We start from the raw sequence: 18,711 nt of genomic DNA on the forward strand, positions 1-18,711 counted from the left end.
GCTTTTTCGACACCATCGGTACCTTGAACGAACCCTCTCCCGTTTCCGGGAGAGGGCAATGCGCTTTCAGCTCAGCTCTTGATGTCGGCCGACCAGGTCTTCTCGATCAGCTTCACGACGCTGTCGGGCATCGGGATGTAGTCGAGCTCCTCGGCCATCTTGCCGCCCTTCTCGAACGACCACTTGAAGAACTTGATGGCTTCGGCGGAGGCCGCCTTGTCGGCCGGCTCCTTGTGCATCAGGATGAAGGTCGCGGCCGTCATCGGCCAGGACTTGTCGCCCGGCTGGTTGGCGAGGATCACGTAGTAGCCGGGAGCCTTGGCCCAGTCGGCGTTGCCGGCCGCGGCCTGGAAGGCCTCGACGGTCGGCTGCACGGTCTTGCCGGCCTTGTTGATCATGCCGGTGTAGGTCAGCTTGTTCTGCTTGGCATAGGCGTACTCGACATAGCCGATCGAGTTCTTGGTCTGGCCGATGTTGCCGGACACGCCCTCATTGCCCTTGGCGCCGACGCCGACCGGCCACTCGACGGCGGTGTTGGAGCCGACCTTGCTCTTCCAGTCGGCGCTCGCCTCGGAGAGGTAGTAGGTGAAGTTGAAGGTGGTGCCCGAGCCGTCCGAGCGGCGAACGACGGCGATCGCGTCGGAGGGCAGCTTGACGTTCGGGTTCAGCTTCTTGATCGCGGCGTCATCCCACTTGGTGATCTTGCCGAGATAGATGTTGGCGAGCGTCTCGCCGTCCAGCACCATCTCGCCCGGCTTCACGCCCTCGAGATTGACGACCGGCACGATGCCGCCCATCACCATCGGCCACTGCACCAGGCCGTCCTTCTCGAGCTGCTCGGCCTTGAGCGGCGCGTCGGTGGCGCCGAAGGTCACGGTCTTGGCCTGGATCTGCTTGATGCCGCCGCCGGAGCCGATCGACTGGTAGTTCAGACCGTTGCCGGTCTCCTTCTTGTAGGCATCGGCCCACTTGGAATAGATCGGGAACGGGAACGTCGCGCCCGCACCGGTGATGTCGGCAGCAAAGGCCGACGTCGATGCGGCGACCAAGCCGGCAGCGACGATAGCTTTGACGAAATTCATAGCTGGTCTCCATGCTTGGGAAGCGAAGCGCCATATGCACCCGATTGCGCTTCCCCGGCCGCTTTAAGGGGCCTCGGTGCCGCTTTTATAAAGGTTCGATGACAGTCGGATGACAGTCACAAGCCGTTGATAAGTATTGATATTCTGATTTCGTCCCGAGTTATTACGGGGGGTGCTCCGGGTTCGGCGGTCCGACCGCACCTCCTTCTGTGAGAGCGGTGCTCAGGGCCGGTTTTCGGCGATGACACGGCCGCTGCCGCCCCATCTGCCCATGCGCCCGCCCCGCATTCGCTGTCGTCCCGGGCAAGTCCGGCAACGCGAAAGCGTTGGCGGACGCCGACCCGGGACCCATACGCCGCGGCGGAATTGGCTGGGACGGATCGATCGACCATCGTGCCTCGCACGTCTCCCTGGGGTTATGGATCCCGGATCGGCGCGCGCGTTGCGCGCTTGTCCGGGATGACAGTTGAGAATGTGGCTACGGTTTTGGCCCCCGAGACATGACCATCGAGGCACGATCTCACGGTCCCGCGACACATCGTGCCCGAGTGATGCATCCGTCATGCCCCCTGACAACGAGAGGGCGCGGGGAAGGCCGGACCTCGGCTGAGGCCCGTGGCCCGCCTGCTCAAAAGAATGCAGGCGGCAGGTACCACAGGTACAGCCGGACAGACCCGGCCTTCCCCGCGCGACGGTTTTACGGTGTCCTTCGTGCTCTCCCTGGGGATCGGCTCTCTTGCCCCCATCGCCCGCGCGTGCCCATAAGCAACGACCACGAACTTGACCTCAGCGTCGAGAGGCCAGGACCACACGACTTCGCCGTCCGCGCCGGCCATGCTCGTCTGGCACAGCCGTCACGTCCATCGCAGCCCACCTCCACGTTTCGTGACGACGCGTACGTCCCTCTGCACGAGGCGGGATGCAGGGAGATAAGCATTGTTTCTGAAAAATAGCAATAGAATTATTTTTATCGGAATCGCAGGCTCAGCGCCGCTCAGGGACGAGACGGGTCCGTCCTCTCCTTCAGGATCTCGCGCGCCGCCACCGCGATACGCTGACACACGGTCAACGCGGTCTCCCTGTCCTTGACGTGAAATATCCCGTCGCTGATCAGGCGGTCGTCGAGCCAGGCGCGGAACGCCAGTTCACTGTCGGCGGTGAACGTGCCGTCCTCGTAGACGAAGCCGCTGAGGGGACCCTCGACCACATAGTCCGTATCGTCGAGATATTGCGACGGCCGCGCACATTGCGCCCAGATGCGGCCATCCTCGTCGACAAAGGCCAGCACGCCGTCGTCATGCTCTTCGAGCTTCATCCAAATCTCCTGACAGCGCGCGAATGAGGCAAGCTTTTTCTGCGTCATTGCGAGCGCAGCGAAGCAATCCAGAATCGTGCCGCGGAAACATCCTGGATGCGTCGCTGCGCTCGCAATGACGATGGAGAAATAATGCAATTCCTCGTCCCGCGCTCCGACTCCGCATGCTACACGATACGGTCGCCCGCCCGGATGCCAGCTAGCTCCCCGGACAGTTGATCTGCTTGTAGACCGCATCAGCAAACGCCTTGATGCCGGTGTTGATGCGCAGCGGCGAGGTCAGCGTCTGGTAGGTGACGATGCCGCGGGTGATCGACAGTACCTTGTAGCTCTCGGCGATTTTCGTCTTGTAGCACTTGCCGACCTGGATGGCGTCCTCTCGCAGTGGCATGATGTCTCCGTCGCGTTGGCGTCTGGCGATCTCGAATCAAGAATCACGCCAGCGGCGCAGCGGACCGCGCGGCCTTTGGCACGGGCGGCTCGCGGTCGACGGCCTTGAGCGCATCGAGGCATGCGAACAGCGCCAGCTGTCCGTCAGCGACCGCCTCGTCGGAGGTCTCGCCGATGCCGATGACGCCGGGACAATCTGGAAAGATGACGAGAAAGCCGCCGCCATCCCCGGCGCCGAGCTCCGTCACCTCGTAAACATAGGCGCAAGGATCGCTCATCGCGCAGCCTCATCCATGCCGTCGATCATCGCCACGAAGGCCCGGACATGCGGCGGCCGGATCCTGGCCTTGAGCGGGATGGTGACGCAATGCGGGACCGAGGGGTGCAGGAAGACCTCGTGCGTGCCGGTGATCTTGCGAAACTTCATCGCGTATTGCGAGGCGATGATCTCGAGGTCGACCGGCTTCCAGTCGCCGCCCGGATTGGCCCGCAGCGCTTCGAGACGGTGATTGTGCGACCGGCCCTGTCGGCTTTCCGACATTGGACCGGCGGACGACACCTCCTTGTCCGTTGCTGCGCGACCATCGCCAGGGAGCACCAGGCGGAGAAACGCGACGATGAAGTCGCCGACCGTGTCGTTGCGATGCGCCAGCCGCCAGTTCTGCGACAGCACCAGCCGGGCCCCGTTCGCGCCGTCGTGAAGCGCGACGAGCTCGTCCATCATCGTCAGCACCCTGACGGCGCTGAGATTATACGGCTCCTGCGTGAACTTGCGCTTGAGGTCGACGCGTTCCTTGCGCAGGCTGGCGTTCGCGACCAGCCAATCGACGATCGTCCCGACCCAGAACGCCTCGGTGTCGACAGCCTCGGGCATGTCCGTCCTCCGGAGCACGCGCCGTGGGCGCGCTGCACGGAGATCGATACAAGACCCATGCCACCACGCATCCATCGGTGGATGCCGGCTTTGCCCGCGGCTCACGGAGGCGCCGGAGGCCCTGACGTCAGCTCGTCCGCGCAATCTCTTGCGCAGACGGGATCGCGTGATTGATCAGCCGGGGCTCACCACACCGGGCCGCCCCACGGTCCGCCACCCCAGCCGCCATAGTAACGGCGCACGTAATAGGGACGGCCATAATACGGCGCGTAGCCGACGCCGGCATAGCCGTAGGGCCCGCCGCCATAATAATATGGGTCGTCGTCGTAGTAATAGGGCGTTGCCGCCGCTGCGATGCCCGCGCCGAGCAGCGCGCCGGCTGCGAGCGCGCCGCCGCCCCAGCCGAAACCACCACCGCGCCATCCGCCGCCGTGCCAGCCACCGCCACCATGCCAACCGCCGCCGTGCCATCCACCGCCGAAGCCGCGGCCGCCATAGCGCACCTGCGTGGTGCCGAGCGGCGCGGCGTCGGGCTTCGCGGCGGCCGACAGCGCCGTCATCGGAGCAGACATCGCCGGCGCGTTCACACCGGCCAGCAGCGCACCCGACAGGGCCAACGCCGCCACGTAGTTCAAGCTTCGCATCGCCAGGACTCCTTGACTGGGATCATCACGCATGGCGGCTCCCATTTGGACGGGGCGCCGTCGTCCGCCGCGACAGCGACGGCTTGGAGCGCGTGAGTTGCTCGAAACCTACGAACTGCCGGTTTGGCCGCCCGTTCCACGCAAAAGCGCCATCGGCTGCGGGAACATCGACTCCACCCGCCTCAATGCCGGCCGAGATTGCTGGAACTCCCGGAGTTGCCGCCGCCGGTGCTCGCGCCGTTGTTGTTGAGCGAGCCGGTTGCATCGTTCGGCGCCGATGGCGTGTGGCCCGAACCATTGCCGGGTGCGCCGGCGCTCGTCGAATTGCCGGGTGCCATGCCGGTCGAACCGGTGTTGCCGGGGATGGCACCTGGAACTGTTGCAGGCGCTTTCTGCGAGGCTCCCGCGCTGCTGCCGCCGGTGCCGGTGCCACCCAGCGCTACTACTCTGAGCCGATGCGAGCGTGCCCGAGAGCGTGAGCACCGCAGCCGATGCGATCAATACCAGTTTCATGGGGACGTCCTTCTCTGGAGGACAACGACAAGGTCGGCATCCACCGGACGTTCCTCGCGGCTCAGCCGCGTCGCTTGCGGCCCTGCCCCGCGGTCGCCTGCTTGCGCAGCCCATCGGCCGCGCCGGCCACCACCTCCGAGATCTGCAGCAACTGCTTGGCGAGCGGGCTGGTCTTGCGCCAGACCATGCCGATGGAGCGCTGTGGCTGCGGGTCGGCGAAGCGCGCCAGCGACACCGCGGCCGAGCGCGTCTCGACGCCGACCGCCATCTCCGGGATCAACGTCACGCCCATGCCGGCGCCGACCATCTGCACCAGCGTCGACAGCGACGACGCATCGAGCATCTCGCGCGGCGCCTGCATGTTGCAGAACGTCAGCGCCTGGTCGCGGAAGCAGTGCCCCTCCTCCAGCAGCAGCAGCCGCATCTCGCGCAGCATCTCGCTGCTCGGCACCGCGGCGCCTTCATATTCGGGCGGCCGCACCAGCAGGAAATTCTCCGAGAACAGCGCGACCTCGGTCAGCGACGGCTCCGAGACCGGAAGTGCGACGATCGCTGCATCGAGCCGGCCCTCGACCAGCTCCTCGATCAGCTTCGGCGTCTTGGACTCGCGCACGTGAATGTCGATCTCGGGATGCTTGCGCGTCAAATTGGCGATCACCTTGGGCAACAGATAGGGCGCGACGGTCGGGATCATGCCCAGCCGCAGCCGCCCGGTCAGCTTGTCGCGCGAGGCGCGGGCGAAATCGCCGAGTTCGTCGACCGAGCGCAGGATGTCGCGCACGCGCTCGGCGAGCTGCTCGCCGAACCGCGTCAGCACCACCTGCCGCGCGTTGCGCTCCAGCAGCACGCCGCCGAGCGCCTCCTCCATCTCCTTGATCTGCATCGACAGCGCCGGCTGCGAGATCGCGCAGGCCTCCGCGGCACGGCCGAAATGGCCGAGACGCGCCAGCGCATCGAAATAGCGAAGCTGCCGCATCGTCAAATGGATCATCAGATTATCTTATCGTGACAATCACCAAAGTCAATTTCCCCTGATCAATCTGGGCGCGTAGGGTCCCGCCGCCCACCCCAGGGGGAAACAATGCCGATCAGGTCAGGAGGCACACATGGATGACGTCAGCAAATGCCCGTTTTCGGGCGGCTTGAAGGGGTTTTCGAACAAGGAATGGTGGCCGAACCAGCTCAATCTCTCGGTTCTGCATCAGCACTCGAACCTCTCGGATCCGCTTGGCGAGGCGTTCGACTATGCCAAGGAATTCAAGAGCCTCGATCTCGACGCGCTGGTCAAGGACCTGACCGCGCTGATGACGGATTCGCAGGAATGGTGGCCGGCCGATTTCGGTCATTACGGCCCGCTGTTCATCCGCATGGCCTGGCACGCCGCCGGCACCTATCGCATTGGTGACGGCCGCGGCGGCGCCGGCGCCGGACAGCAGCGTTTCGCGCCGCTGAACAGCTGGCCTGATAACGCCAACCTCGACAAGGCGCGCCGCCTGTTGTGGCCGATCAAGCAGAAGTACGGCCAGAAGATCTCCTGGGCCGACCTGTTCGTGCTGACCGGCAACGTCGCGCTGGAATCGATGGGCTTCAAGACCTTCGGCTTCGGCGGCGGTCGCGCCGACACCTGGGAGCCCGAGCAGGACATCTATTGGGGTCCCGAGGGCAAGTGGCTCGCCGACGAGCGTTACAGCGGTGATCGCGAGCTCGCGGGCTCTCTCGCCGCCGTGCAGATGGGCCTGATCTACGTCAACCCGGAAGGCCCGAACGGCAATCCCGATCCGCTCGCCGCGGCGCGCGACATCCGCGAGACCTTCGCCCGCATGGCGATGAACGACGAAGAGACCGTGGCGCTGATCGCCGGCGGTCACACCTTCGGCAAGACCCATGGCGCCGGCGATGCGTCGCTTGTCGGTGCGGAGCCGGAAGGCGCCGACATCGCGCAGCAGGGCCTCGGCTGGGCCAGCAAGTATGGTTCGGGCAAGGGCGGCGACACCATCACCTCCGGCCTCGAGGTGATCTGGACGTCATCGCCGACCAAGTGGAGCAACAACTTCTTCTGGAACCTGTTCGGCTACGAGTGGGAGCTGACCAAGAGCCCGGCCGGCGCGCATCAGTGGAAGCCGAAGGGCGACGCCGGCGCCAATACCGTGCCGGACGCGCATGACAAGTCCAAGCGCCACGCGCCGTCGATGCTGACCACCGACCTCGCGCTGCGCTTCGATCCGGCCTACGAGAAGATCTCGCGCCGCTTCCTGGAGAACCCGGATCAGTTCGCCGACGCCTTCGCCCGCGCCTGGTTCAAGCTGACCCATCGCGACATGGGCCCGAAGGTGCGTTACCTCGGCCCGCTGGTGCCGAAGGAGGAGCTGATCTGGCAGGATCCGGTGCCGGCGGTCGATCATCCGCTGGTGGACGACGCGGACGTCGCCGCGCTCAAGGCGAAGATCCTCGCTTCGGGTCTTTCTGTATCGCAACTGGTCTCGACCGCCTGGGCTTCGGCCTCGACCTTCCGCGGCTCGGACAAGCGCGGCGGCGCCAACGGCGCGCGCATTCGCCTGACCCCGCAGAAGGACTGGGCAGTCAACAACCCGGCCGAGCTCGCCAAGGTGCTCTCGTCGCTCGAAGGCATCCAGAAGGAGTTCAACGCACAGGCCACGGGCGGAAAGAAGATCTCGCTCGCCGACCTGATCGTGCTGGCCGGCAATGCCGGCGTCGAGGCCGCCGCCAAGAAGGCCGGCGTCGAGGTGACCGTGCCGTTCGCGCCCGGCCGCACCGACGCTTCGCAGGAGCAGACCGACGTCGAGTCGTTCTCGGTGCTCGAGCCGACCCATGACGGCTTCCGCAACTACATCAGCGGCAAGCAGTGGCTGTCGGCGGAGGAACTGCTGGTCGACAAGGCCCAGCTGCTGACCTTGAACGCGCCGGAGATGACCGTGCTGGTCGGCGGCCTGCGCGTGCTCGGGGCCAATGCCAACGGCGCCAAGCACGGTGTGTTCACGGCGCAGACCGAGACGCTCACGAACGACTTCTTCGCCAACCTGCTCGACATGGGCGTGGTATGGCGGCCGGTCGACCAGGGCGAGTACACGTTCGAGGGCCGCGACCGCAAGTCCGGCGCGATCAAGTGGACGGCCACCCGCGCCGACCTGATCTTCGGCTCGCACGCGCAGCTGCGCGCGCTCGCCGAGGTCTATGCGAGCTCGGATGCGAAGCAGAAGTTCGTCAAGGACTTCGTCGCCGCATGGACCAAGGTGATGAACCTCGACAGGTTCGAGCTTAAGGCCTGAGGCGACAAGCCGACGCAGTGACGAAGTAAAGAGAAGCGGCGCTTCAGTGATGAAGCGCCGCTTTTTATTTGCAGAGGCTGTGTCGGTCGTGCGAGCGCCTCAGCGCTCCGCGGCCGAGCCGCCGCCGTCGATCTGGCGGCCCATCAGCGCGATCGCCTTCTGATAGACGCCGGCGGCGTTCCAGGCCTCGATGGCAACGAAGTTCGGCTCGCCCGGCTGATAGCCGGCGCCCGCCTTCCAGCCATTGGCGCGCAGGAAGTTCGCGGTCGAGGCGAGCGCGTTGGCGGCGACGTCGAGATTGCCGGTGCCATAGGCGAGAATGTTCTTCGGCATGAACTGGGTCTGCCCGACCTCGCCATGCATCGAGCCGCGGGTCGTGCCCGACAGCACGCCGCGGTCGATCAGCTTGAGCGCGGCGTAGAGCTGCTCGGTGAAGAACTCCGGGCGGCGGCAGTCATAGGCCAGCGTCGCGATCGACGACAGCATGTGCTGATTGCCGCGCTGGCTGCCAAAACCGCTCTCCATGCCCCAGATCGCGATCAAGGGTCCGGGCGGCACGCCGTAACGCTGCTCGATCGAGGCGAACATCGCCGCCTGCGACTGCTTGAGCTGCCGGCCGCGCGAAACGATCGCCGCCGCACCGCGCTTGGCGAGGAACTGATCGAGCGACAGGCTGAAGCTGCGCTGGCCGCGGTCGGCGGCAATCGTGGCCGACGCGTAGTTGGTCTGCATCAGCGCCGCGAGCGCGGTGCCGCCGACGCCCTTGCTGCGCGCCTCCTCGCCGAACTCGCGCTTCCAGGCTTCGAAGCCCGCGGGCGAAGAGCCGCACTGCGCCGCCTGCGCACCGCTCAGTCCCGCAAATAGCACCATCGCGGTCAAAGCCGTTCTGATCATGGCCTGGCCCTTGGTCATTCCGCCGTCCTCTTCTCTTGGATGAGCGCGCAACAGATTTCCTGAGCGGCTCATGTGTCTGCCACACGCCGTATGAATGTTTGCTGATCGGCATCGCCGTGCCGCGCTGGTTTGAACCGGCGCAACCTAGCGGAATCGACGCCGAAGTCATAGGTGTCGACAGCGCGCAGGACGCCAGGCGGTTCCATCGGAGGCCGTTGCGCTACGTGTGCCAGGCTCGTGACCGGAGCAGCGCCGCTCCGCTTCCAGGCGACCTTGACAAATAACGATCCAGGATTATAAAACGACACAGTTTCGTTTTATCACAACCGTTTTGCCGGGAATGCTCTACAAGCACCGACCGAGGTCGGAGACAGCAGGCAGCACATGAGACGGATCGCTCTTTTTACCTTCATCCTGTTGTCATGGACTCCCCTTGCGCACGCCGTTGCCGACGCCGCGACCGGTGGGATGCAGGCCCCGATGGATCAGCAATCGTCGAACGCCAACGATCCCGCGCTGAGCCAGGAGGCGATCGATCGCGAGCTCGACAAGTTCCGCCGGACGGAGGTGTCGCTGCACCAGGCGCTGCGGATCGCCGAGAAGATCCACCCGGGATCGAAGACCGCCGACATCAGCTTCGAGGGCGGGCTCGATGCGCCGGTCTACAAGGTCCGCACGCTGCAGAGCGGGCGGATCTGGGAGTTCGACATCGACGGCACCACCGCAAAGGTACGGAACAGCGTGCTGTTCTCGACCGTGCAGGGGATGAGCGAAAGCGACCGCGACAGCCTGACCGCCCTCACCACGGTCCGGCTCAAGATGTCGGATGCGATTCGGATCGCCGAACGATCGGCGGCGGGCAAGGCCATCAGCGGCGGCCTGATGAACAAAGACGGCAAGCTCGCCTACGTGATCGTCGTGGTCTGCGGCAACGATCTGAAGCAGGTCACGCTCGAACCGTCATCGCCGCGGTCGCGCTGACCGCGCGCGATCTACGCCCGCGCCTGGAGTGCGAGGAAGGTCTTGACGCGCTCGCGGACGAAGCCGGGCAACTCCTTGCGAATCGTCCTCTCGCGCTCGCCCATCAGCGACCTCATGATCAGCGGCATGACGATCAGGTCGATGAAGATCTCGGCGGAGGCCGCCGACGCCTTCGAGGGCGCGCCCCTGGCCGACCCGCCGATCGTCTCGCTCAGCAGCACCGCCACCGCATGTGTTGCCCGCTTGCGCGAGACGTCGTGAAACTGGCAGCTGAGATCGGGAAAGCGGTCGGCCTCCCCGATCGTCACCCGCAACAACCCGATCGAGTCCTTTAGCGAGCGGTCGACGATGGCCATCGCAAGCCCGACCAGCTTCTCCTGAACCGTTCCGGCAGGAGGCGTATAGGACGAGCCCAGATTCATCAGCTCGCCGATGGAGCGCTCCACGATGGCGGCGAACAGGGCCGGCTTGCCGGAATAGCGCGCATAGATCGTGGGCTTGCTCGCCGGCGCGCGCTCGGCGATCTCGTCGATGCTCGCGCCATCGAAGCCGCGCTCCAGAAACACATCGCGCGCCGCGTCCAGGATCCGCTCTTCGATGTTTCCGGCCAGCGCCTTCGGCGGTCGCCCTACGCGTCCGCGCAACGTCACCGTGCGCGCGACATCACTCCGTTTCACCTTGGCCTGCGTGCGGGCCATACTCAACGACCTCGACTCGACATGTAAGCATGTGGTCAAGGGATTACACGTTCTCGTCTGAACGGCAATAGAACGCGATGAGTAGAGCAGCTATGCGCACGGTGGCGTACATAATCAGCAATGCATCTGGGGATGAGACCCATCAAAACACCTCAAGCAAACAGTTCGCTGAGGTCATCGAGCACGGCGAGCGCGCCATCGAAACTGTCATCATGAAAGTAGAGGCTGCGCGTGATGAGCACCGGGACACCGGCGCGCGTGGCCGCCATCAGTCCGTTGCCCGAATCCTCGATCGCGATGCAGCTGGCGCCGGGCAGATCGAGCTGTGACAGCACCTCGATGTACACGTCGGGCGCCGGCTTCTTGCGCGCAACGTCGTCCGCGGCAACGACGGCTGCGAACATCGTCTCCCAATCCTGGCCCAGCACGGGCGCCAGCAGCGCATCGATGTTGACCCGCGTGGTCGTCGTCGCGATCGCCATCCGCTGGCCGCGGCCGATTGCCGCGTCGAGCAGCGCCTTCACGCCGGGACGCAATGGACAGCCCTTGTCGGCCATCAGGGCGGCAAAACGTTCCGTCTTGACCCGGTGCAGCCTGGCAATGGCAGCGTCGCTCACCGGCGGGCCGGTGCGCCGCATCTGGTCGAAGGCGCGGATGCGCTCCTTGCCGCCGGCGACGCGCAGCAACTCCTTGTAGACGCGCCGGCCCCAGTGCCAGTCGAGCTTCGCCTCCACGAAGGCTTCGTTGAAGGCCTCACGGTGGATCTCCTCGGTCTCAGCGAGCGTCCCGTCGACATCGAGGATGAGCGCGCCGGCGTCGGCAATGCGGCGCCTGATGTCTTCGAGCGGCGAGGAGTTCTTGACGAGCGTGAGACTCATGGCCGTCCCTCCCCCTTTGCGTCCTCCTTCACCCCCTGGGCGAAGACCCGGCTCGCCAGCACGTCGCTGGCCTCGATCGACTTCACGTCGTCAGACGTCAGCACGCGGTCGAGACGCGACACCAGGCGATTGGCCTGGCGCAGGCGGACCCGATCCAGCGCGTTGCGGATCGAACGCGCATTGGAAAACAGCGGCTGGGTGCGTCGGACCGTGATGTACTTCTCGAACGCGGCCCGGGCCTCGGGCGAGAAGCGGTAGTTCTGCCCCTCCAGCATCATCTCGGCAATGATCAACAGCTCGCCTTCCGAATAATCGGGAAAGTCGATGTGATGGGCGATGCGCGAGCGGAAGCCGGGATTGCTCTGGAAGAACCTCTCCATGCGGTCGGCATAGCCGGCAAGAATGACCACCAGGTCCTCGCGCTGCGACTCCATGATCTGCAGCAGGATCTCGATCGACTCCTGGCCGTAGTCGCGCTCGTTCTCCGGGCGGTAGAGATAATAGGCCTCGTCGATGAAGAGGACGCCGCCCATCGCCTTCTTCAGCACCTCCTTGGTCTTCGGCGCGGTATGGCCGATATACTGGCCGACGAGGTCATCGCGGGTGACGCTGATGACGTGGCCGCGCCTGACGAAGCCGAGCCGATGCAGGATGCCGGCCATGCGCAGCGCGACCGTGGTCTTGCCGGTGCCGGGATTGCCGGTGAACGACATGTGCAGGGTGGGGAATGTCGTCGCCAGCCCCATCTTCTGACGGATGCGCTCCATCAGCAGCAGCGAGGCGATCTCGCGGATTCGCGTCTTGACCGGGGCGAGCCCGACCAGTTCACGGTCGAGCTGCTCCAGCACCGGCGCAATGTCGACGCTCTCGAACTCGCGGCGCAGGTCGACGGCGTCTACCGGCGTCGCCTGGGTGGTGTCGGCCTGCGTGGCCTGCATCATGGGCTGGTGCTCCGCTTGCCGAAGTTCGCACGCGCTGGCGGCGGATCGTCCTGCGAACTCCGGCAAGCAGGCGATGCCGTCACATCGGACTTGATCATTGCGGCAGAGCCGGCGCTGAAGTCCCCGCCTGGACCGGGGACTTCAGCGCAGCCGCTCTTATGAGTACCGCTCGCCCTCGGGGCGCTCGGCGGCGTAGGATCGCGTGGAGTAACGCTGATTGCGCCCGACGGTTTCCTGCCGATCGAGCCGGAAGCCCGGCTCGTTCTGCGGCCGGTTGACGATGAAGGACAGCCGGATCGACTCCCAGCCATGGGAGGAATCGAACGCCGAGATGCGGATGTAGCGATCGCCATAGATTTTCCGGCACTCGGAAAGCTCGCGCATGATGCCGGCGGCGTCGCGCAGGTCGAACATCGGCAGGCCCCACATCTCCCAATAGGTGTTGCGGGGGTGCGGGTCGTCGGTGAACTCGATGTTCACAGCCCATCCCTTTTCCAGGCAGTACTGGATCTGGGCGGTGATCTGATCGTCGGTCAGGTCGGGCAGGAAGGAAAAGCAGCCTTGGGTCACGCGCATGTTGAAATCTCCTGATGTTGTGCTGCCGGGCGAGCCGGTGTCCGGCCCGCAGCGCGGCGACGCATCGAACGAGGTCTAGGCGGCGGGGGTCACGGTCGGCACGAAGTCCGGCGAGTCCGTCGATTCGTAGTTGAAGGTGACGTCCTTCCAGATCTCCAGCGCCTCGCGCAGTGGCGTGCAGGTCTGCGCCGCCTTGGCCAGGATCTCCGGGCCCTCATGCACGTAGTCGCGGCCCTCATTGCGGGCGAGGATCATTGCCTCCAGCGCGACGCGGTTGGCGGTCGCACCGGCGGCGATACCGCGGGGATGACCGATGGTGCCGCCGCCGAACTGCAGCACGACGTCCTCGCCGAGGAGGTCGAGCAGCTGGTGCATCTGGCCGGCATGGATGCCGCCCGACGCCACCGGCATCAGCTTGTTGAGGCTCGCCCAGTTCTGGTCGAAGAACACGCCGTGCTCCAGCCGCATCGGATTGAAGTCCTCGCGGCAGATGTCGTAATAGCCGCGCGTCGTGTTCGGATCGCCTTCCAGCTTGCCGACCACGGTGCCGGCATGAATGTGGTCGACGCCGGCCAGCCGCATCCATTTGGCGATGACGCGGAACGAGACGCCGTGCGAACGCTGCCTGGTGTAGGTCGAATGGCCCGCGCGATGCAGATGCAGGATCATGTCGTTGCGACGCGCCCATTTCGCCATCGACTGGATCGCGGTGTAGCCGATCACGAGGTCGATCATGACGATGTTGGAGCCGAGCTCCTTGGCGAACTCGGCGCGCTCATACATGTCCTCCATCGTTCCTGCGGTCACGTTGAGATAGGTGCCCTTGATCTCGCCGCTCGCCGCCTGCGCCTTGTTGACCGCCTCCATGCAATACAGGAAGCGCTCACGCCAATGCATGAACGGCTGCGAATTGATGTTTTCGTCGTCCTTGGTGAAGTCCAGGCCGCCCTTGAGCGCCTCATAGACCACGCGGCCGTAGTTGCGCCCCGAAAGGCCGAGCTTCGGCTTGACGGTGGCGCCCAGCAGCGGCCGGCCGAACTTGTCGAGCCGCTCGCGCTCGACGACGATTCCGGTCGCCGGGCCCTGGAACGTCTTGACGTAGGCCACCGGCAGCCGCATGTCCTCGAGCCGCAGCGCTTTGAGCGGCTTGAAGCCGAACACGTTGCCGATGATCGACGCCGTCAGGTTGGAGATCGAGCCCGGCTCGAACAGATCGAGGTCATAGGCGATATAGGCGAAATAGCTGCCCGGCGAGCCCGGCACCGGCTCGACCCGATAGCACTTGGCGCGGTACTTCTCGGCAGCAGTCAAGCGGTCGGTCCAGACGACGGTCCAGGTCGCGGTGGAGGATTCACCGGCCACCGCGGCGCAGGCCTCGGTCGGATCGACGCCGTCCTGCGGCGTGACGCGGAACAGCGCGATGACGTCGGTGTCCTTGGGCTGGTAGGACGGCTCCCAATAGCCCATCTTCTTGTATTCCATCACGCCGGACTTGTAGCGATCCTTGCCGCGCACCGTGATCGATTGGTCGTTCATGTGTTCCTCCTGAATGTTCGTTATGGCCGTGGACGTCAGGCAGCTTCAGTCATTCCCCCAACTCGCGGATCCAGCGCACCGGAGCGGTAGCGCTTGGCCATCTCCGCGAGCGGAATGACCTTGATCCTGGATGCATTGCCGGCGGCGCCGAACTGCTCGAAGCGCTCGCGGCACAGCTCGCGCATCGAATCCATCGCCGGCTTCAGGAATTTGCGCGGATCGAACTCGACCTTCGACTGCGCGCCCACTTTTCGGAAGATCGCGGTCATCGCCAGCCGGCAATCGGTGTCGATGTTGACCTTGCGCACACCGTGGCGGATGCCGCGCACGATCTCCTCGACCGGCACGCCCCAGGTCTGAGGCATCTCGCCGCCGAACTGATTGAACACGTCCTGGAGCGCCTGCGGCACCGAGGACGAGCCGTGCATCACGAGATGCGTGTTGGGCAGCCGGCGATGGATCTCCTCGATCACGTTCATGGCGAGGATGTCGCCATCCGGCTGGCGCGAGAACTTGTAGGCACCGTGCGAGGTCCCCATCGCGATTGCCAACGCATCGACCTTGGTGGCGCGGACGAAATCGACCGCCTGGTCGGGATCGGTCAGCAGCTGATCGCGGCTGACGGTGCCTTCGAGGCCATGACCGTCCTCCTGCTCGCCGCCGCCATGCTCGAGCGAGCCGAGCACGCCGAGCTCGCCCTCGACGGAAGCGCCGACCCAATGCGCCATGTCCGTGACGCGGCGGGTGATGTCGACATTATACTCGTAGTCGGCGGCGGTCTTGGCGTCGGCCTTGAGCGAGCCGTCCATCATCACCGAGGTGAAGCCGTATTTGATCGCGGTGGCGCAGGTCGCCTCGTCATTGCCGTGGTCCTGGTGCAGGCAGAGCGGGATCTGCGGATACATCTCCTCCAGCGCGTCGATCATCTTCGACAGCATGATGTCGCCGGCATAGGAGCGCGCGCCGCGGGAGGCCTGGATGATCACGGGAGCATCGACGGCGGCAGCCGCCTCCATGATCGCGAGCCCCTGCTCCATGTTGTTGATGTTGAACGCCGGCACGCCGTAGCCGCGCTCGGCCGCGTGGTCCAGCAATTGTCTGAGCGTGATCCGCGCCATGTTGGTCTCCGTCCCTCTTTCGTGTGTTCTGTTCTTTGGTTGCGAGGCTTCCGTCAGGACGCCCGCGCCCGGATGATGTTGCGCATCGCGGCATCCGCCACCGCCGCGGGCGTGATGCCGAATTCGCGGTACAGCACCTCGGCCGGCGCCGAGGCGCCGAAGCCGTGCATGCCCACGAACTCGCCGGCATCGCCGAGCCAGCGCGCCCAGTCGCCCTCGATCGCAGCCTCGACGCCGATGCGTGGCGCGGGGCCAAGCACTTCAGCGCGATACTCGGCGGACTGCTTGCGGAACAATTCGAAGCACGGCGCCGACACCACGGCAGCCTGCACGTTCTCTGCGGCGAGAAGCTTCGCCGCCTCCAGCGCGATCGCTACCTCCGAGCCGGTCGCGATCAAGGTGACGTCGCGGCCGCCCTCGGGCTCGACGACCACGTAGGCCCCGAGCGCGACCTGGTTATGATCAGACGCTTCGGTACGGAATGCTGGCAACGCCTGCCGCGACAGGCAAAGTACTGACGGCGAGGTCTCGGCGCGCAGCGCGCAGTCCCAGGCTTCCGCTGTCTCGACCGCGTCCGCCGGACGGAACACCAGCAGATTGGGAATGACGCGAAGGCTCGCGACATGCTCCACCGGCTGATGTGTCGGGCCATCCTCGCCGAGACCGATGGAGTCGTGGGTCATCACATGGATGACGCGGATGCCCATCAGCGCGGCGAGACGGATCGCCGGCCGGTTGTAATCGGCGAAGGCGAGGAAGGTGCCGCCATAGGGAATGAAGCCGCCATGCAGCGCGATGCCGTTTATGGCCGCGGCCATCGCATGCTCGCGCACGCCGTAATGGATATAGTTGCCATCCATCGTGGCCGGCGTGACGGATTTCTGCGTCTTCGCCTTGGTCAGGTTGGAATGGGTCAGGTCCGCCGAGCCGCCGAGCAGATTGGGCAGCACCGTCGCAATGACATCGATGACGTGCTGCGACGCCTGGCGGGTCGCGATCTTCGGCCGCTCGGCCGTGAGCTGTGCGATGAACTGCGCCATCCGCTCGGTGTAGGTGGCGGGCAGCTTCCTGTTCAGCGCATCATGACAGGGCGACCGGTCCGAGGAGCATTGTTTGCGCGCACGCTCCTTCCAGGCCTGGCGCACACTGCGGCCGCGCGCACCGATCTCGCGCCAGCTTACCAGCACGTCGGCCGGCACCTCGAACGGCCGATGCGGCCAATGCAGCGCCGCGCGGGTCTTCTCGACCTCCTCCGGTCCGAGCGGCGCGCCATGCGCCTTCTCCGAGCCCTGCCGTCCGGGCGAGCCGAAGCCGATCGTGGTCCGGCATGCGATCATCGTGGGCCGGTCGCTCTGCCGCGCGGCAGCGATGGCCTTTTCAATCGCTTCGGGATCATGGCCGTCGATACGACATGTCGCCCAGCCCGACGCCGCAAAGCGTCCAAGCTGATCGTCCGAGCACGCCAGCCCGGTCGAACCATCGATCGAGATGCCGTTGTCGTCGAACAGCACGATCAAACGATTCAGCTTGAGATGACCGGCGAGCGAGATCGCCTCGTGGCTGATGCCTTCCATCAGGCAGCCGTCGCCGGCGATGACGTAAGTGTAATGATCGACGAGATCATCGCCGTAGCGCGCGTTCATCAGCCGCTCGGCAAGCGCCATGCCGACCGCGGTCGCGATGCCCTGCCCGAGCGGACCAGTGGTGGTCTCGACGCCCGGCGTGTGGCCATATTCCGGATGCCCCGGCGTCTTGGCGCCCCACTGCCGGAACCTCTTGATCTCGTCGATCGTGACGGCCTCATAGCCGGTCAGATGCAGCAACGCATAGAGCAGCATCGAGCCGTGGCCGGCCGACAGCACGAAGCGGTCGCGATCCGGCCAGGCCGGATCGGCGGGATCGAATTTCATGAAGCGTGAGAAGAGAACGGTGGCGACATCGGCCATGCCCATCGGCATGCCCGGATGGCCAGACTTCGCCTTCTCCACGGCGTCGATCGCAAGGAAGCGGATGGCATTCGCCATTTCGGCGTGCGCGGGATCGGCCTTGACGGCGGGCTTGTGCAGGGCGTTGGCGGTCATAGCGTGCGCCTCTTTCGGTCCATCAGTTGCATGATCATGGGGGTGAGAATGAGCTGCATGGCGAGATCGAGCTTCGAGCCATGGATCACGATCGAATTGGCACGCGACATGAAGGCGCCCTGGATCATCGAGAGCAGATAGGGAAAGTCGATGCCGCGCGGGTTCTTCAGGCGGATCACGACCATCGACTCATCCGGCGTCGGGATCCAGCGCGCGATGAACGGGTTGGACGTGTCGACCGTCGGCACGCGCTGGAAGTTGATGTCGGTCTCGGAGAATTGCGGGATGATGTAGTTCACGTAGTCAGGCATGCGCCGCAGGATCGTGTCGGTGACAGCCTCGGTGGTGTAGCCGCGCGAGGCGCGGTCGCGATGCAGCTTCTGGATCCACTCCAGGTTCATCACCGGAACGACGCCGATCTTCAGATCGGCATGCTGTGCGATGTTGACCTTCTCGGTGACGACGGCGCCGTGCAGGCCTTCGTAGAACAGGAGATCAGATTCCTCCGGCAGCCGACTCCACTCGGTGAAGTTGCCGGGCCGGGTGTCGTAGAGCCGCGCCTCCTCCTCGTCGTGGACGTAGTGGCGGGTCGTGCCGGTCCCGGTCTCGGAATAATCGCGGAAGGTCTTCTCGAGCTCCTCGAACAGATTGGTGTCGGGGCTGAAATGGCTGAAATGCTTGTTGCCGCGCTCGGCCTCTTCGACCATCTTGCGGCGCATATCCTCGCGATTGTAGCGATGGAAGGCATCACCCTCGATATAGGCCGCATTGACGTTCTCACGGCGGAAGATGTTCTCGAACGTCTTCTTGACCGACGTGGTGCCGGCGCCCGACGAGCCCGTGATCGAGATGATGGGATGACGACGTGACATGGATTTTCTCCGGAAGGCGCGCTCGGCAGGA

General features: G+C 65.1%; 19 protein-coding genes. 2 read left to right on the plus strand and 17 right to left on the minus strand.

All coding sequences use genetic code 11. The features are described from left to right. Positions 1-71: 71 nt before the first annotated feature. The 8 genes from pstS to S58_RS28760 form a co-directional block, all read right to left on the minus strand. Positions 72-1,082 carry a phosphate ABC transporter substrate-binding protein PstS gene (pstS, locus tag S58_RS28730; protein ID WP_015668928.1) on the minus strand — a complete coding sequence of 337 codons (1,011 nt, stop codon included), beginning with the start codon at positions 1,080-1,082 and terminating at the stop codon, positions 72-74. Positions 1,083-2,076: 994 nt separating this feature from the next. Then, positions 2,077-2,397, minus strand: a complete 321-nt coding sequence (locus S58_RS28735) for a hypothetical protein (RefSeq protein WP_015668929.1) — start codon at positions 2,395-2,397, stop codon at positions 2,077-2,079. A 199-nt stretch (positions 2,398-2,596) separates the two neighbouring features. Beyond that, positions 2,597-2,788: a hypothetical protein gene (locus S58_RS28740; protein WP_015668930.1), complete on the minus strand. Its 192-nt coding sequence runs from the start codon at positions 2,786-2,788 to the stop codon at positions 2,597-2,599. 43 nt (positions 2,789-2,831) lie between these two features. Continuing rightward, entirely contained in the window at positions 2,832-3,065 is a 234-nt protein-coding gene (locus tag S58_RS28745; protein ID WP_015668931.1) for a type II toxin-antitoxin system HicB family antitoxin, read from the minus strand. Further along, complete coding sequence (locus S58_RS38715; RefSeq protein WP_015668932.1) at positions 3,062-3,661, minus strand: hypothetical protein; 600 nt, start codon at positions 3,659-3,661, stop codon at positions 3,062-3,064. The genes S58_RS28745 and S58_RS38715 overlap by 4 nt, the downstream gene beginning before the upstream one ends. Before the next feature lie 185 nt (positions 3,662-3,846). Then, a complete protein-coding gene (locus S58_RS28755) occupies positions 3,847-4,305 on the minus strand; it encodes a hypothetical protein (protein ID WP_015668933.1) in 459 nt (152 codons plus the stop codon). Positions 4,306-4,413: 108 nt separating this feature from the next. After that, entirely contained in the window at positions 4,414-4,818 is a 405-nt protein-coding gene (locus S58_RS36940) for a hypothetical protein (protein ID WP_244440652.1), read from the minus strand. A 61-nt stretch (positions 4,819-4,879) separates the two neighbouring features. Further along, the gene (locus S58_RS28760; protein WP_015668934.1) at positions 4,880-5,809 is read right to left on the minus strand and encodes a hydrogen peroxide-inducible genes activator; all 930 of its coding nucleotides are present in this window, start codon (positions 5,807-5,809) and stop codon (positions 4,880-4,882) included. A gap of 115 nt (positions 5,810-5,924) precedes the next feature. Here S58_RS28760 and katG point away from each other — a divergent pair, with 115 nt between their 5' ends. Continuing rightward, a complete protein-coding gene (gene katG / locus S58_RS28765; protein WP_015668935.1) occupies positions 5,925-8,105 on the plus strand; it encodes a catalase/peroxidase HPI in 2,181 nt (726 codons plus the stop codon). Between the two features lie 99 nt (positions 8,106-8,204). On the opposite strand, the gene S58_RS28770 is transcribed toward katG, so the two are convergent. Then, on the minus strand, positions 8,205-9,017 hold the full coding sequence (locus S58_RS28770; protein WP_015668936.1) for a lytic murein transglycosylase: 813 nt from the start codon (positions 9,015-9,017) through the stop codon (positions 8,205-8,207). A 366-nt stretch (positions 9,018-9,383) separates the two neighbouring features. Between S58_RS28770 and S58_RS28775 the strand changes: the two genes are divergently transcribed. Continuing rightward, a complete protein-coding gene (locus S58_RS28775) occupies positions 9,384-9,980 on the plus strand; it encodes a PepSY domain-containing protein (protein WP_015668937.1) in 597 nt (198 codons plus the stop codon). A gap of 11 nt (positions 9,981-9,991) precedes the next feature. Here S58_RS28775 and S58_RS28780 read toward each other — a convergent pair whose 3' ends face one another. The 8 genes from S58_RS28780 to S58_RS28815 form a co-directional block, all read right to left on the minus strand. Continuing rightward, positions 9,992-10,678, minus strand: coding sequence for a TetR/AcrR family transcriptional regulator (locus tag S58_RS28780; protein WP_015668938.1), 687 nt, complete (start codon positions 10,676-10,678; stop codon positions 9,992-9,994). Positions 10,679-10,830: 152 nt separating this feature from the next. Continuing rightward, the gene (locus tag S58_RS28785) at positions 10,831-11,556 is read right to left on the minus strand and encodes an HAD-IA family hydrolase (protein WP_015668939.1); all 726 of its coding nucleotides are present in this window, start codon (positions 11,554-11,556) and stop codon (positions 10,831-10,833) included. Then, positions 11,553-12,494 carry a CbbX protein gene (cbbX, locus tag S58_RS28790; RefSeq protein WP_042340991.1) on the minus strand — a complete coding sequence of 314 codons (942 nt, stop codon included), beginning with the start codon at positions 12,492-12,494 and terminating at the stop codon, positions 11,553-11,555. The genes S58_RS28785 and cbbX overlap by 4 nt, the downstream gene beginning before the upstream one ends. A 159-nt stretch (positions 12,495-12,653) precedes the next feature. Then, complete coding sequence (locus tag S58_RS28795; RefSeq protein WP_015668941.1) at positions 12,654-13,073, minus strand: ribulose bisphosphate carboxylase small subunit; 420 nt, start codon at positions 13,071-13,073, stop codon at positions 12,654-12,656. Positions 13,074-13,148: 75 nt separating this feature from the next. Beyond that, positions 13,149-14,609 carry a form I ribulose bisphosphate carboxylase large subunit gene (locus S58_RS28800; RefSeq protein ID WP_015668942.1) on the minus strand — a complete coding sequence of 487 codons (1,461 nt, stop codon included), beginning with the start codon at positions 14,607-14,609 and terminating at the stop codon, positions 13,149-13,151. A 35-nt stretch (positions 14,610-14,644) separates the two neighbouring features. Then, positions 14,645-15,727: a class II fructose-bisphosphate aldolase gene (gene fba, locus S58_RS28805; RefSeq protein ID WP_015668943.1), complete on the minus strand. Its 1,083-nt coding sequence runs from the start codon at positions 15,725-15,727 to the stop codon at positions 14,645-14,647. A 53-nt stretch (positions 15,728-15,780) separates the two neighbouring features. Then, on the minus strand, positions 15,781-17,808 hold the full coding sequence (gene tkt, locus S58_RS28810) for a transketolase (RefSeq protein ID WP_015668944.1): 2,028 nt from the start codon (positions 17,806-17,808) through the stop codon (positions 15,781-15,783). Then, positions 17,805-18,680: a phosphoribulokinase gene (locus tag S58_RS28815; protein ID WP_015668945.1), complete on the minus strand. Its 876-nt coding sequence runs from the start codon at positions 18,678-18,680 to the stop codon at positions 17,805-17,807. The genes tkt and S58_RS28815 overlap by 4 nt, the downstream gene beginning before the upstream one ends. Positions 18,681-18,711: the final 31 nt, after the last annotated feature.

Source organism: Bradyrhizobium oligotrophicum S58 (genome assembly GCF_000344805.1).
In the GTDB taxonomy this organism is placed as follows: Bacteria; Pseudomonadota; Alphaproteobacteria; order Rhizobiales; family Xanthobacteraceae; genus Bradyrhizobium; species Bradyrhizobium oligotrophicum.

What these genes read in the sequence shown, in the direction of transcription:
- pstS (WP_015668928.1), bottom strand. Translation starts at nt 1,082, where the DNA reads ATGAATTTCGTCAAAGCTATCGTCGCTGCCGGCTTGGTCGCCGCATCG.
- S58_RS28735 (WP_015668929.1), bottom strand. Translation starts at nt 2,397, where the DNA reads ATGAAGCTCGAAGAGCATGACGACGGCGTGCTGGCCTTTGTCGACGAG.
- S58_RS28740 (WP_015668930.1), bottom strand. Translation starts at nt 2,788, where the DNA reads ATGCCACTGCGAGAGGACGCCATCCAGGTCGGCAAGTGCTACAAGACG.
- S58_RS28745 (WP_015668931.1), bottom strand. Translation starts at nt 3,065, where the DNA reads ATGAGCGATCCTTGCGCCTATGTTTACGAGGTGACGGAGCTCGGCGCC.
- S58_RS38715 (WP_015668932.1), bottom strand. Translation starts at nt 3,661, where the DNA reads ATGCCCGAGGCTGTCGACACCGAGGCGTTCTGGGTCGGGACGATCGTC.
- S58_RS28755 (WP_015668933.1), bottom strand. Translation starts at nt 4,305, where the DNA reads ATGCGAAGCTTGAACTACGTGGCGGCGTTGGCCCTGTCGGGTGCGCTG.
- S58_RS36940 (WP_244440652.1), bottom strand. Translation starts at nt 4,818, where the DNA reads ATGAAACTGGTATTGATCGCATCGGCTGCGGTGCTCACGCTCTCGGGC.
- S58_RS28760 (WP_015668934.1), bottom strand. Translation starts at nt 5,809, where the DNA reads ATGATCCATTTGACGATGCGGCAGCTTCGCTATTTCGATGCGCTGGCG.
- katG (WP_015668935.1), top strand. Translation starts at nt 5,925, where the DNA reads ATGGATGACGTCAGCAAATGCCCGTTTTCGGGCGGCTTGAAGGGGTTT.
- S58_RS28770 (WP_015668936.1), bottom strand. Translation starts at nt 9,017, where the DNA reads ATGACCAAGGGCCAGGCCATGATCAGAACGGCTTTGACCGCGATGGTG.
- S58_RS28775 (WP_015668937.1), top strand. Translation starts at nt 9,384, where the DNA reads ATGAGACGGATCGCTCTTTTTACCTTCATCCTGTTGTCATGGACTCCC.
- S58_RS28780 (WP_015668938.1), bottom strand. Translation starts at nt 10,678, where the DNA reads ATGGCCCGCACGCAGGCCAAGGTGAAACGGAGTGATGTCGCGCGCACG.
- S58_RS28785 (WP_015668939.1), bottom strand. Translation starts at nt 11,556, where the DNA reads ATGAGTCTCACGCTCGTCAAGAACTCCTCGCCGCTCGAAGACATCAGG.
- cbbX (WP_042340991.1), bottom strand. Translation starts at nt 12,494, where the DNA reads ATGCAGGCCACGCAGGCCGACACCACCCAGGCGACGCCGGTAGACGCC.
- S58_RS28795 (WP_015668941.1), bottom strand. Translation starts at nt 13,073, where the DNA reads ATGCGCGTGACCCAAGGCTGCTTTTCCTTCCTGCCCGACCTGACCGAC.
- S58_RS28800 (WP_015668942.1), bottom strand. Translation starts at nt 14,609, where the DNA reads ATGAACGACCAATCGATCACGGTGCGCGGCAAGGATCGCTACAAGTCC.
- fba (WP_015668943.1), bottom strand. Translation starts at nt 15,727, where the DNA reads ATGGCGCGGATCACGCTCAGACAATTGCTGGACCACGCGGCCGAGCGC.
- tkt (WP_015668944.1), bottom strand. Translation starts at nt 17,808, where the DNA reads ATGACCGCCAACGCCCTGCACAAGCCCGCCGTCAAGGCCGATCCCGCG.
- S58_RS28815 (WP_015668945.1), bottom strand. Translation starts at nt 18,680, where the DNA reads ATGTCACGTCGTCATCCCATCATCTCGATCACGGGCTCGTCGGGCGCC.